The sequence below is a fragment of the Pseudomonas sp. GW822-FHT03F08 genome (genome assembly GCF_058801265.1).
In genome coordinates this window covers 352,019-364,175 of record NZ_JBXANC010000008.1, presented here as the reverse complement: position 1 = coordinate 364,175, position 12,157 = coordinate 352,019, and the positions used below count along the sequence as shown (strand labels likewise).

General features: G+C 57.6%; 12 protein-coding genes and 1 tRNA gene. 7 read left to right on the top strand and 6 right to left on the bottom strand.

Features of this window, described 5'->3' with window-relative positions; translation table 11 throughout:
• Nucleotides 1-2: 2 nt before the first annotated feature.
• The gene (locus tag AC1RME_RS21760) at nt 3-1,265 is read left to right on the top strand and encodes an NAD(P)/FAD-dependent oxidoreductase (protein WP_096820676.1); all 1,263 of its coding nucleotides are present in this window, start codon (nt 3-5) and stop codon (nt 1,263-1,265) included.
• Between the two features lie 52 nt (nt 1,266-1,317).
• On the opposite strand, the gene AC1RME_RS21755 is transcribed toward AC1RME_RS21760, so the two are convergent.
• Nucleotides 1,318-3,627 (bottom strand): hypothetical protein, encoded by a 2,310-nt coding sequence (locus AC1RME_RS21755; protein WP_096820675.1) that lies wholly within the window; start codon nt 3,625-3,627, stop codon nt 1,318-1,320.
• A gap of 25 nt (nt 3,628-3,652) precedes the next feature.
• Nucleotides 3,653-3,727, bottom strand: a tRNA-Lys gene (locus AC1RME_RS21750).
• A 141-nt stretch (nt 3,728-3,868) separates the two neighbouring features.
• Here AC1RME_RS21750 and AC1RME_RS21745 point away from each other — a divergent pair.
• Together AC1RME_RS21745 and AC1RME_RS21740 are read left to right on the top strand one after the other, a co-directional pair.
• A complete protein-coding gene (locus tag AC1RME_RS21745) occupies nt 3,869-4,132 on the top strand; it encodes a hypothetical protein (RefSeq protein ID WP_096820674.1) in 264 nt (87 codons plus the stop codon).
• On the top strand, nt 4,129-4,866 hold the full coding sequence (locus AC1RME_RS21740; protein ID WP_096820673.1) for a Fic/DOC family protein: 738 nt from the start codon (nt 4,129-4,131) through the stop codon (nt 4,864-4,866). The genes AC1RME_RS21745 and AC1RME_RS21740 overlap by 4 nt, the downstream gene beginning before the upstream one ends.
• Before the next feature lie 80 nt (nt 4,867-4,946).
• Here AC1RME_RS21740 and ycaC read toward each other — a convergent pair whose 3' ends face one another.
• Complete coding sequence (gene ycaC / locus AC1RME_RS21735) at nt 4,947-5,579, bottom strand: isochorismate family cysteine hydrolase YcaC (RefSeq protein WP_096820672.1); 633 nt, start codon at nt 5,577-5,579, stop codon at nt 4,947-4,949.
• Between the two features lie 225 nt (nt 5,580-5,804).
• On the opposite strand from ycaC, the gene AC1RME_RS21730 reads away from it, so the two are divergent.
• Nucleotides 5,805-7,367 carry a sensor domain-containing diguanylate cyclase gene (locus AC1RME_RS21730; protein WP_096820671.1) on the top strand — a complete coding sequence of 521 codons (1,563 nt, stop codon included), beginning with the start codon at nt 5,805-5,807 and terminating at the stop codon, nt 7,365-7,367.
• 75 nt (nt 7,368-7,442) lie between these two features.
• Here the strand turns inward: AC1RME_RS21730 and AC1RME_RS21725 are convergent, their stop codons facing one another.
• From AC1RME_RS21725 to AC1RME_RS21715, 3 genes are all read right to left on the bottom strand, one after another.
• Complete coding sequence (locus AC1RME_RS21725; protein WP_096820670.1) at nt 7,443-7,874, bottom strand: hypothetical protein; 432 nt, start codon at nt 7,872-7,874, stop codon at nt 7,443-7,445.
• Nucleotides 7,867-8,220 (bottom strand): DUF7660 family protein, encoded by a 354-nt coding sequence (locus AC1RME_RS21720; RefSeq protein WP_176504850.1) that lies wholly within the window; start codon nt 8,218-8,220, stop codon nt 7,867-7,869. The genes AC1RME_RS21725 and AC1RME_RS21720 overlap by 8 nt, the downstream gene beginning before the upstream one ends.
• Nucleotides 8,221-8,311: 91 nt before the next feature.
• Complete coding sequence (locus AC1RME_RS21715) at nt 8,312-9,742, bottom strand: aldehyde dehydrogenase family protein (RefSeq protein WP_096820669.1); 1,431 nt, start codon at nt 9,740-9,742, stop codon at nt 8,312-8,314.
• Nucleotides 9,743-9,866: 124 nt separating this feature from the next.
• Between AC1RME_RS21715 and AC1RME_RS21710 the strand changes: the two genes are divergently transcribed.
• The 3 genes from AC1RME_RS21710 (at nt 9,867) to AC1RME_RS21700 (ending at nt 12,041) form a co-directional block, all read left to right on the top strand.
• Nucleotides 9,867-10,769: a LysR family transcriptional regulator gene (locus AC1RME_RS21710; RefSeq protein WP_176504849.1), complete on the top strand. Its 903-nt coding sequence runs from the start codon at nt 9,867-9,869 to the stop codon at nt 10,767-10,769.
• Between the two features lie 91 nt (nt 10,770-10,860).
• Complete coding sequence (locus AC1RME_RS21705) at nt 10,861-11,754, top strand: hypothetical protein (protein WP_096820667.1); 894 nt, start codon at nt 10,861-10,863, stop codon at nt 11,752-11,754.
• The gene (locus AC1RME_RS21700) at nt 11,751-12,041 is read left to right on the top strand and encodes a hypothetical protein (RefSeq protein WP_096820666.1); all 291 of its coding nucleotides are present in this window, start codon (nt 11,751-11,753) and stop codon (nt 12,039-12,041) included. The genes AC1RME_RS21705 and AC1RME_RS21700 overlap by 4 nt, the downstream gene beginning before the upstream one ends.
• The last annotated feature ends 116 nt before the right edge of the window (nt 12,042-12,157 follow it).

The following is a 12,157-nucleotide window of genomic DNA, read 5'->3' as shown; positions in this document are numbered from 1 at the left end:
CCATGCCGAACATCACCCATGACATCGCCGTGGTCGGCGCCGGCATCATCGGCGTTGCCTGCGCCCTGCGTCTGGCGCGACAGGGTTTGCAGGTGGTCGTGATCGACCTGCAGGAACCCGGCCACGGCGCATCGTTCGGCAATGCCGGGCACCTGGCGACCGAGCAGGTTTTTCCGATTGCCGATCTGTCGATCCTCAAGCGCTTGCCGGCCATGCTCATGGACCCGATGGGGCCGCTGCGCCTGGACTGGAAATACCTGCCCTGCGCCCTGCCCTGGTTCACTCGGCTGTTGCTGAACCTGCGGTCGGCGCCGCTCCAGCGCACCGTGGCGGGTCTGCGAGCACTCAATGAAAGCTCACTGGAGGCCTGGCACCGGTTGCTCGGTGACATCCAGCGGCCCGACCTGCTGAAAGTGGAAGGTTCGCTGCTGGTGTTCGAAAGTCCCGACTCGCGCCCGGCCATTGAAGCGTTGCAGGCACGCTTGCGTCAGCAACAGGTGCCGGTCGATTTATGGCAGGCGGCTGCGGTGCGTGACAGCGCACCGCAACTGAGCGAACACCTTCAGGGCGGGCTGTTTTTCCCGAGCACCGGGCACTTCATCGACCCGTACCGAGTGGTGTGTGAACTGGTCAGCGCCGCGAAGGCCAGCGGCGTGCAGTTTGTGAAGCAACGGGTCGAGGGCGGGCAACTGGATGCACAGGGCGTTTCGCTCAATACCGGAACCGGCAACTTGAACGCCCGTCGAGTATTGATCGCCTGCGGTGCTCACTCGGCCAGGCTGACGACAGCGCTGACGGGCAAGAAAGTGCCGCTGGACACCGAGCGCGGTTATCACCTGATGCTGCCTCAGGAACACAACCGGCTGCCCTTCCCCGTTACGTCACTGGAACGCAAGTTCATCATGACGCCGATGTCCGAAGGCTTGCGCCTGGCGGGCACCGTCGAATTCGCCGGGCTTGAAGCGCCGCCGACCATGGCACGCGCCTGGCAATTGCATCGGTTGAGCAAGGGATTGTTCCGTGAGGCGTTGAGTGCCGAGGCGGCCACACCGTGGATGGGGTTCAGGCCCTCGCTACCGGACTCGCTGCCGATCATCGATCAGACAGACGACGGCAAGGTACTGCTCGCGTTCGGTCATCAGCATCTGGGGTTGACCCAGGCGGCGGTGACGGCGGAGCTCGTGTTGCGGATGGTTTCGCCGCTGGCAGCGACTCGGGGTGAGGAACTGCCGAGTGTCGAGCCTTACAGGCTGGATCGTTTCTGAAAACGCGAAAGGCCTGCTTTTGAGGGCAGGCCTTTCGCTTGACGATAAATTTTCAGGAAGGCATTAGCCAGTGTCGTTCAGTGGTCCATCCGAGAAACACCTTCCCGCCTTCGCGCTTCTGGCGACTCTCAGTCAACGGATGCCCGGATGCTGCTATACGCAACCCGATCATGGCCGGTAAAAACTTTTCCTGAAACTCACTGGATTGAGCCGCAAAATGCATTTCAATGGTCTTGAGTGCACCCTGCAACTGAACCGGATCCAGCATCGACAAATAAAACATCATCTGACGCCAGGCATAGGCCGTATTTTTCAACATGACCAAGCGTGCGTGGTAAAGCTGGATCTGAATTTGTTGGCGACGGCAAACCCATTCGAAGCACGACTGAGCCATTGCACTCAGGCGATCATGCAACACCTCTCTCAGTCCCAGCACACCAAACAGCGTTGCCAGATTCTGTGTTGTCACGATCTGTTGCTGCTCGATAATGGTGCCGTTGGTTGCAGGATGCCGGGGACCGATATCGACATTTGCACGCTGCGCGCACAGTCGGGCCAGCGCATCGTTGTTGTTTGTCGAACGTTGCCAATACGTTTTGGTGCGCCTCGATTTCGGCGGGTCGGGAAGACCTGCCAACTGATCCGTATCGATATCGTAATATCGGGCGTAAAGCGATCCAGTCAACATACGGGCTGATTGCCTGGCGGCCTTCACGAACTTATTCGAGAAAGCGCCCATGAAGATGTCCGCCGCGACCTCCTCCACGATTGGAAGATCCAGCTTCGCCGTTTCAACCAGGGACGAAAATTCCTGAAGCAATTTGTTCGGAATAATCGCTTGTGGAAACGCCGAGAGAGTCAGTGCTGACGCTTCGATCAGGGCCTGTTTGGCGCCTTCGACCGCAGATACGTTCGCTTCATACTCACTTTCAAGCGCAGACACCCACGGAATATCTCCGATTTTTACCTGACGTTGCATATCCAATAGCAACAAAGAGCGCCGACGCCTGAAAGCTCGATACGTAGCGACAGACAATGTCTTCAGCGTTGCATCTCGATATCCCGCACTACAGATTTCCGCCGTCATGGTCGGCAGTACTCGCGCCACCGTATCTCCGGATGTAATCACACCCTGGTCAATCAACTCCGCGACGGTTCCCTTGCGACAGCGTTCGAGGCGTCGACGAACCGAGGGGGGAACGGCGTCTCCAACCATTAATGCATGTAGGTTCGCCTCCTCATTGGTGATGGGTTCCAACAGAGGGGAAAAGTCAGAAATACCTTCAGAGTCTGGATAACTCGTCAGACGCGCGGAGACAGCCTTGGCAATCAGATGATGTGCCGACGCGTTCACGTGATGGCGTTGCTTTGCTCGCTTATTGGAGTGTGCTTCGGATTCTGGATGGCCATGCTTGGCCAGAAAGTCATCGACAATCTTCCGGATGCGTCCCACTTGACGCCCCGTCAGCGATGCCGGATCAAAGGAGCACTGTTTGAGCAATGCATGCAACTCCACCACCCGGTTCATGGAGGAGCCTGCACTGCGGGGATCAGACTCCAATGTCTTTTCAAACTGTGCGCCAAGCGCAATTGCACGTTCGAACCAACCCTCAGGGTAATACCTGCAAGGCCAGCTTTCCTGATAGGTCAGAAGGAAAAGCGAGATGGCTGCGTCGTAGAGAGGCAAGCTGTTTTCGACAACGTGTTTTTGAACAGCCACACGCGGTTGAGGTGCAAGGGTGGCCAAACGCTGGCTGATATAACCGACATTAAAAACCTCAACTTCAGCCACCGAGAATGCTTGCTTGTCAGTGACTGTCGGAAAGAAACGTAGTCGTTCGAAAAAAGGCGCAATCTGCTCAATCAGCGTTCGTGCTTCCTCGATGCGCTGGTGCTTCAGAAACCAGGCAATTGTCAGCAGTGCAGCCTCTTCCGGCACATCGATTTGATAATTCCCTTTCGCCAGACACTCTTGAAGCGATCCAACGCCTTCATCTGAAAGATGCCAGGTATTTAAATCGAGTCGTTCAAACCCGACGCGAATGCCGGGGATCAATGCAGCCAACCGGCGCTCATAAAGCGTTAACTCGCCGCCGGCCAGAAGCTTGCCAGTGGCAAAGCCGCCAGTGGCCACCTCCAACGTGACCCATTCGGGCAAATCCGCAAACGGTGTGCGTGAACCGTACAGCGCGCTGCCCTGCACGAGATGCTCGACAACCTGTCGCCAACGCTCAATCCGATCAAGCATTTGTGGGTCAGCGTCGTTTTCTCGTGCCGCGGTCAGCGCTCGAGATAGTTGAAAGTGCGCATAACCGTCATTTATCCCGACAAACGCATCCGATTCACTATCGTGCCTGGACATACTTCCTTGCGACCCTGCGTTGTAATGGGTCCGGGGGCTGGATTCGAACCAGCGCCCACCCGGTTAAGAGCCGAGTGTTCTACCGCTGAACTACCCCGGAACAGAGCGCGCATTGTCGACTGGCAATGAAAAGATGTGAAGCTCAATCTTGGGGATTTTGTTGCAGTTTGGTTCTGATCCTTCATCTTTTGATGAACCGGCGTCATGCTATGCTCAGAACACGTAGACAAGGGTTTTCCAAATGACTAAACCAGCCGCTGACAGTGTTGCAACCGAGGTTCGCAAGCTTGCCAAGGAACATCACGTCACCGCCGACCGTGACAGCGTGAGCTGCATGGCGGTAACCATTACGCGCCTGGCGGGTGATGTCGTTGAGCTGGATGGCGTTGAGCAATTACTCGTCAATCTCAAAAGGAAGGGTGTTCTGAACAAGTGGGAAATCATGACATTTCAAGGGCGTTATCTTGAGGAAAAGAGGCGGTCCAAAAAGAAGCTGAGCGCATGATGTTCGACCCTTTCGGCGATTTTGACACTAACGGCTATCTTCAAAATTCACTGAAGCTGAAAGATCCCCTCGAGGTAAAAGAATCTGAACATCTCGCTTTCGAAGCGAGTCTCGAAGACGCTCTTGCCTATCTGGCCAAGAGAAAACCCATCGATTACAAATCTATCCTCAAAACGCACGAAATCCTGTTTTCCGGTTTCTATCCATGGGCCGGAAAGGACAGGAACGAACTCGTACCCCACCTCGCCGTTTTCAAGGGATCAAAAGACGATCCTCGCCACACGGTTTTTGAACGTCCCGACCTCATCAGAAGGTCTGTGGAATACGCCCTTGAACTTGCTGCAAACAAAGAGCGTTTCAGAGAACGTCCGGGAGAAGTAATGGGCCAGCTCGCATCTGCTCACCCTTTTCTGGATGGCAATGGGCGCACGATCCTGCTCATTTACATGGAACTGTGCTACCGCACGAGATTTGCCATTGATTGGTCAAATACGAACAAAGACGACTACCTGCGAGCACTCAGTGATGAGATCCAAAACCCATTCAAAGGCCATCTCGACGACTATCTGAAGCCCTACGTTCTCGATATCTCCAGCCGTGACGAATGGCCGGAAATGATCGGTGGAATAAAGGGTCTGGATGGGCTGGATAAAGAAGGCATTACCTACGAGAACCTCGACAGTCCAGAAGTGCAGCGGCTCTATAAAACGTATAGAACACCGCCCATCGAATGACCTTCACGTTTAGAGGACCGCAGTAGAAACAAAAGGCCTGCTTTTGAGAGCAGGCCTTTCACATTTTTCGCAGTATTCGATCAAGCCTGACGAGCCGTCAGCGCCGCGTAGCCATTCATCAAATTGCGGTAGTTCGGAATCCGCTGCGACAGCAGGTTGCCCAGCCCTTCAATGTCGTTGCGCCAGTCGCGGTGCAGCTCACAGGCCACCGAGAACCAGTTCATCATCTGTGCGCCGGCCTGGGTCATGCGGTTCCATGCGGCCTGTTGCACGGTGGTGTTGAAGGTGCCGGAGGCATCGGTCACCACGAACACGTCAAACCCTTCCGCCAGCGCCGACAAGGTCGGGAACGCCACGCACACGTCGGTCACGACACCGGCAATGATGATCTGCTTGCGGCCGGTGGCCTTGATTGCCTTGACGAAGTCTTCGTTGTCCCAGGCGTTGATCTGGCCCGGGCGGGCAATGTACGGCGCATCCGGGAACATTTCCTTGAGTTCCGGCACCAGCGGGCCGTTCGGACCTTGTTCGAAACTGGTGGTGAGGATGGTCGGCAACTCAAAGAATTTGGCCAGGTCGGCCAATGCCAGCACGTTGTTCTTGAACTCGTTCGGCGAGAAGTCCTGGACCAGCGAAATCAGACCGGTCTGGTGATCGACCAGCAGAACCACGGCGTCGTCTTTGTTCAGGCGGTTGTAGGTTGCAGTGCTCATGTTGAATCCCTTTTTAGTTGTGGAAGTTCGCTTGCGTTCAAGATGGGCACAGATTAATGACTCGCCTGAAAGCGATAAATCACCTGCAAAGCGTTTAACCGTCAACTCAGAAGAGACAATCAGCGCAAACCGAGGCTCAATCACGCTGCGGTCCCGAACTTCCTGCCGATCCTTGTCATAATGTCCGCCAGCATTACGTTCAGAACGACATTCAAGGAAAAGTTGATGCTCGGACGCAACACGCAAGAGCCAACTGCAAACGACAAGCTGCGCCCCGCCAGCAAAGCCGTGAAGGCCGGCTCAACCTTCCGGCTGACGGTCAGCTTCATGCTGGTTGTGGTCGTGGCGTTTCTGGCGGTCGAGAGCTGGCGGACGTGGCGTGACTATCGTTCGGTCTTTGCGTCTGCGCGCGATTCGGTGACCAACCTGGCCCGCGCCACCGCCCAGCACGCCGAAGACACGATTCGCCAGGTCGATGTGGTCACCGCCGGGCTGGCCGAGCGTGTCGAAGGTGACGGTCTGCAAAACCTCGATGTCCCGCGCATTCACAAGCTGCTGGTGCAGCAATCGAAAATCATGCCGCAGTTGCACGGCCTGTTCATCTACGGCCCGGACGGCCATTGGATCGTGACCGACAAAGAGGTCACCCCCGAAACAGCCAACAACGCCGATCGCGATTATTTCCAGTACCACCGCACTCACGAGGATCGGCAAGTGCGCATCGGCCAGGTGGTCGAGAGCCGCTCCACCCATGACCTGATCATTCCCATCTCCCGTCGCTTGAACAACCCTGATGGCTCGTTCGCAGGCGTGCTGCTGGGGACGGTCAAGGTCAGTTATTTCGTCGACTATTACGGCGATTTCCGGATCGATGACAAAGGCGCACTGGTGCTGGCCATGCGCGACGGCACGATTCTGGTCCGCCGTCCTTTCATCGCCTCTGTGGTGGGCAAAAGCCTGGCGAACAGCGAGATCTTCAAGACTTACCTGCCCGCCTCCAACGAAGGCATCGCCCAGATCCGAGCGGTGGTCGATGACACTGAACGGCTTTATGGCTATCGCGCCTTGACCACCTATCCGCTAGTGGTTGAGGCGGGCCTGTCGAAAGATTCCATCACCGCGCCATGGCGTCGGGACTTGCTGAAAAACGGCTTCGTGCTGATTTTTCTGATCCTGGTCCTCGCCGGTTTTGGACTGATCGTGCTGAGCCAGTTGCGCCAGCGGATCGCGATGGAGCGGGAGATCCGTTCCGCCCACCAGGCCATGCGCGACATGGCACTGACCGACAGCCTCACCGGGCTCGGCAACCGCCGGCGCCTGGACAACGCGCTGGCAGACGAGATTCGTCTGGCCCGGCGCCAGGGCTCATCGCTGTCGTTGATCATGCTCGATGTCGACCACTTCAAACGCTACAACGACCGCTACGGCCACGCCGCCGGCGACGACTGCCTCAACGCCGTCGGACGCGCGATCCAGCAAGCGGTCAAACGCCCCGGCGACCTTGCCGTGCGCTACGGTGGCGAAGAGTTCACCGTGCTGCTGCCCAACACCGAGAACGCTGGTGCCATTCAAGTTGCCGAGGACATCCTGCAAGCCATCCGCTCGCTGGAACTGGAACACTCCGGGCATCCCCTCGGATACGTCACGGCCAGCGCCGGCATTGCGACCCGCCATCCGGTTGACGACACAGTGACGCCGGCCATGCTGCTGCAGTCGGCGGATACCTGCCTGTATCAGGCGAAGCGGCTGGGGCGCAATCGTTGGTGTTCGGCGGATGAGTCGGTGTGATCGATGAATGCGGGTGACGGCCAGAGGTGCAAGCCCGATTCGACGTCAGTCGCCCGTCAGAATCGACACTGAACCTCAGCCCCTCAACGCACGCATTATGTCCTCAACCACTGGCCTCGCGTATTTCTCACTGGGATCAGTCCCCGGCGGGTCCTCGCTGCGGATCCATTCACCCAGATCAAACGCCTGATAGAGCGAGAAGGCGGGCTCAGGCATATCGTCAGTCATGCCGACCTCAACCACGGCATTGATGATTCCGTTCATCACACCATCGCAAAATTCATAGTCCAGCGATCTCTCCAGATAGCTTTCCGCAATCGCTACGGAGAGCTCGTTCAGCAGATATCGCGGTGTCATTCCGAACTTCGCGCACGTGACGGCAAGATCACTCAGCGTTAATCCATTGACCTCGGCTTCCACCGAAAGCGCCTTGAGTTCGTTGTCCGGTAGCATTCTGGGCATGGGGCTCTTCCGGCCAGACGCGAAGGTCGCGTGCGGCTCACTCATAAAACTTTCCGGCCAACAGAATAGCGGCGCAGCGCTGCCATACGTTCGACACCGCTCCGTCGTTTGAGGTGGATCGGCTGCTTGAATCTGCCCACGCGGCCGCGGCATCGAGAAACGAGTCTACGGATCCGTTTTCCCACTCTGAAGCGCCGGCCCGATCGAGCGTTGAAGGTGACAGCTCTTCCAGTGATCGCTCGTGGGCAAAATCAGCACCCAGCGCCTGGATGAAGCGAATGAACGAGGCTTCATCGCTGACATGTACCAACAATTCATCAAGATCCAAAGGGTCAGACATGAGTTTCCAGGCTTGGTGTTCGGGAGGCGCCATGCTGCGATACAGCAGCATGGACGGTCAACTTCAAACCCGGGCAATCATTCGTAACGCTGCTGGAAACCAGGAATGAATTCCGCCCGGTTTCCGATGCCACACACAGCGTTCACTTCACCGCGTCATGGGTGATCAATGTCTTTGGCTCCAGATACGCGCTCATCCCCCACTTGCCCATTTCGCGCCCCAGGCCCGAATGTTTGAAGCCACCAAAAGGGGCGCGCGGTTCATGGGCCAGGGTGTTGATGAGCACGCGTCCCGAATCGATCTGACGGGCGATATTCACACAACGTTCGGGGTTCTGGCCCAGCACCAGAGCGCTCAGTCCATAGTCCGTATCGTTGGCGATGCTGATCGCATCGGCGTCGTCCTCGTAAGGGATGATCGTCAGCACCGGGCCGAAAATTTCCTCACGCGCGATACGCATCTGGTTGTTGGCATCGGTGAAGATCGTGGGCTTGACGAACCATCCGGCGTGCAGGCCTTCCGGACGACCTTCGCCACCCGCCAGCAACCTTGCGCCCTCTTCCTGACCGATACGGATGTAGCGCTGCACCCGCTCCCATTGTTTCTGGCTGACCATCGGGCCGATATCGGTGTCGGCGTTGCGTGGGTCGCCCGATTGAAACTGTGCGACGCCCTCCTTCGCGACCTGCTCGAACTCTGCGAGCCGTGAACGCGGGACAAGAATGCGCGTGCCCGCGATGCAGGCCTGGCCGCTGTTGAGGAATCCGGCGTGCAGTGCCAACGGCATGACCGCCTGGAAATCCGCGTCATCGAGTACCACGGTGGGCGACTTGCCGCCCAGTTCCAGGGTCACGCGTTTCAGGGTGTCGGCACCGGTTCTGACCAGATGCTGACCAACTGCGGACGACCCCGTGAACGAAATCTTGGCCACGTCGGGATGGCGGGCGATCTCCTCGCCCACCACATCGCCCCGTCCGTTGACGATATTGAAGACACCCGGTGGCAGTCCCGCTTCGTGCAACGCCCGGATCACGACCTGCGTCTGCAACGCGCTCATCTCGCTGGGCTTGATGACGGCGGTGCAGCCTGCCGCCAGTGCGGTAGCCAGTTTGTTGCAGATGAAGCCGGCATTGCTGTTCCACGGCGTGATCAGACCGGTCACGCCCACGGGCGTCAGAATGACTTTGGCCATACCGGCCTGCTCTTCGAAGTCGAACGCCTCCAGCGCCTCGATCGCTTGTGCAATCACATCCGCCGGATACGTCGCCATCCAGCGCCCACGAACCGCAGGCGAGCCGTACTCCTCAAGGATGGCTTCCAGCAGTTCTTCCTCTCTGGCCGCCACGGCCTTATGCATGCGTTGCAGGGCGGCAATGCGCTCCTCGCGCGTGGTGCGAGACCAGGCCGGGAATGCAGCCTTGGCGGCGGCGATGGCGCGCTGGGCGTCGAGTGCATCGCCCAACCGGACCTGACCGATGACTTGCTCGGTGCTCGGGTTATGGAGGTCAAACCACTCCTGACCGTGTGGGAGGACGTACTCGCCGTTGATGTAGATGTGTTCAATGCGCTGCATGGCAACTCCTCGCTGAAAATGACTCGCTTGAAGCGAGCCTCGATGAAGCGAAGTCTAAGAAGAGTTGATTGTTCCGATAAGCTATCCTTTGGCTGATGAAGCATCCCTATTTTCAGGACAATCCATGCACAGAACAGGAATGACCGAGCTGGAAGTGGTGCTGGCCGTTGCCCGACGCAACAGTTTTCGCGGCGCGGCCCAGGAACTGGGTATGTCCACCACGGCGGTGAGCAGCGCGGTGGCCGGCCTCGAAGCGCGCCTGAAGGTGCGCCTGTTCAATCGCTCCACACGCAGCGTTGCCCTCACCGACATCGGGCAACGCTATGTGGAGCGCATCGCCCCTGCCCTGGCGCAGATCAAGAGTGCCGGCGAAGAGGCCAGCGTCGGTCTCGACGAACCCAGCGGCACACTGCGCATCAATGCACCGCACGGCGCGGCCTACCTGCTGCTGGAGCCGCTGCTCGATCAGTACGCTCGGCGCTATCCCGAGGTGCGCATCGACGTCGTCAGCGAGGCAAGCATGGTCGACATCGTCGCCGGGGGCTTCGACGCCGGGATTCGCCTGGCCGAGTCGGTACCGCAAGACATGATTGCGGTGGCGCTGTCAGGCGACATCCGGATGCTCATGGTGGCAACGCCCGAGTACCTCGAACGCCACGGCGTGCCCGAACACCCGCGGGATCTGCTCACCCACCAGAGCATCGGCATGCGCATGGCCCACGGAGGTATCTACCATTGGGAGCTGGAACGCGATGGCGAGAAATTGCAGATGGATCTGCCGACGCGCTTCGTGTTCAACGAGTTGCTGGCGATCAAACAGGCCGTGGTGCTGGGCCTGGGCATCGGTTTCATTTCCGAGTGGTTCATCCAGGAAGAACTGGCAAGCGGCGCATTGGTGCCGGTGCTGATGCCGTGGTGTCCGTCGTTTGGCGGGTTGAGGCTTTATTACTCGGGCCATCGCTTCGTGCCTGCGCGATTGCGCGCACTGATTGATCTGGTGCACGAGTTGCGGCCGAGTCCGGTTTGATTCTTGCGATCAATCGAGATGCGCGTTGCAAATGTACGGCGGTCTGGCTTCAAGGCAAAATGGCGCCTCGTTTTTTTCAAGGAACAGATGAGTGATCAGCAATACATTGAAATCATGGATCGATTGTCGGCTGATCTCGCCGCTGCTTTTCCTGACAGGCCTGGTGACGCTTTCTGGCTGTCACCAACTGACCACCGACCAGCGAATAAATGCCTGGATGGACAGTGGTGGCAAGTCTGCTCCAGCGTTCATGACTTCAGAAGAAATCAATGCGATGGAGGCAAGGCGCTACATCAGGGTTTTACGTAACACCTTGGCCGAGAAAGTGTTGCTGGCGAATAGCGAAGGCATACGAGGCAGCGTGAAGTTACGGATGAAGCTCAGCCGGCAAGGTGACGTATTGCTCTGCGAAACGCAGTCAACTGACCCGGATTCCCCAGCCGACTTCGCCAATCTTGTAACCGATGTGTGCTGGAGCGAGATCTGGTCAACCATCCCGGAAAACCTTCAGAGCCCGGTCGATGGCTCCCTTGAGATTATCGCGCCGCTAATCGCCAAGGGCGATGTTTCATCCATTTCCGACTACGACCTGAAACACCGGAAGGCTGGTCTTGCAAGCCGCTTTTTCTGGGACAACCTGCTGGCCGGGCACTCAATCAACGCGTTCGGCATAGCCCGTTTTGATTTCACGGCTAACGCGAAGGGCCAAATTGCGCGTTGCGATGTGACGCTTGAGAAAATCTATTCCCGTCCAGAGTCCTTTCACCCGGATCCCGCGTTACAAAAGTCACTTGCGGCTCAGTGCCTACAACTCGACCTGCAACAAATGCCCGGATTTCAGGTGGGTGAATCCGGAGTGGTCAACCGTGCGGTTTTTGTAGAGTACTTTCCGTGGAAAAAACGCGTGGGGAAACATCAGGGAAAAGCTGCAGCTACCGATAAGAAAGGGGTCGCCCCCATCAGCGCCAGCAAGGAACGCACATGAAGCTACTTGAACTCACGCCGGCAACCTATCACCTGAACGACAGCTTTTGGGATCTTCTAGGTGCTGAAGACGGATCGCTGTATCTGCTCGTCAATTGCGAAGCGTCTTTTGTGAGTTATGACGCTCTGATCAAGCTCAACGACGATGAGTTGCGCGATCACCACGGCCTGGGCTGGCTGTCCATTCAGTACCTGGCCAATCGAATCAATTATTTCGTCAGCGATTACAAGGCACGGATGATCACGGGGCCTTTGCTTGATGCGGCGATTCAAGCGTCGAAACGGTAGATATCAAGCTTGAGCGCGATGATGCCGAGCTGACGCTGTCCACTACCCCGGCGTGGTGCAAGTGCCACGGACTGGCCAGGGCACAATGGGCAACAGGCCAGGCAAAGGAATCAGAA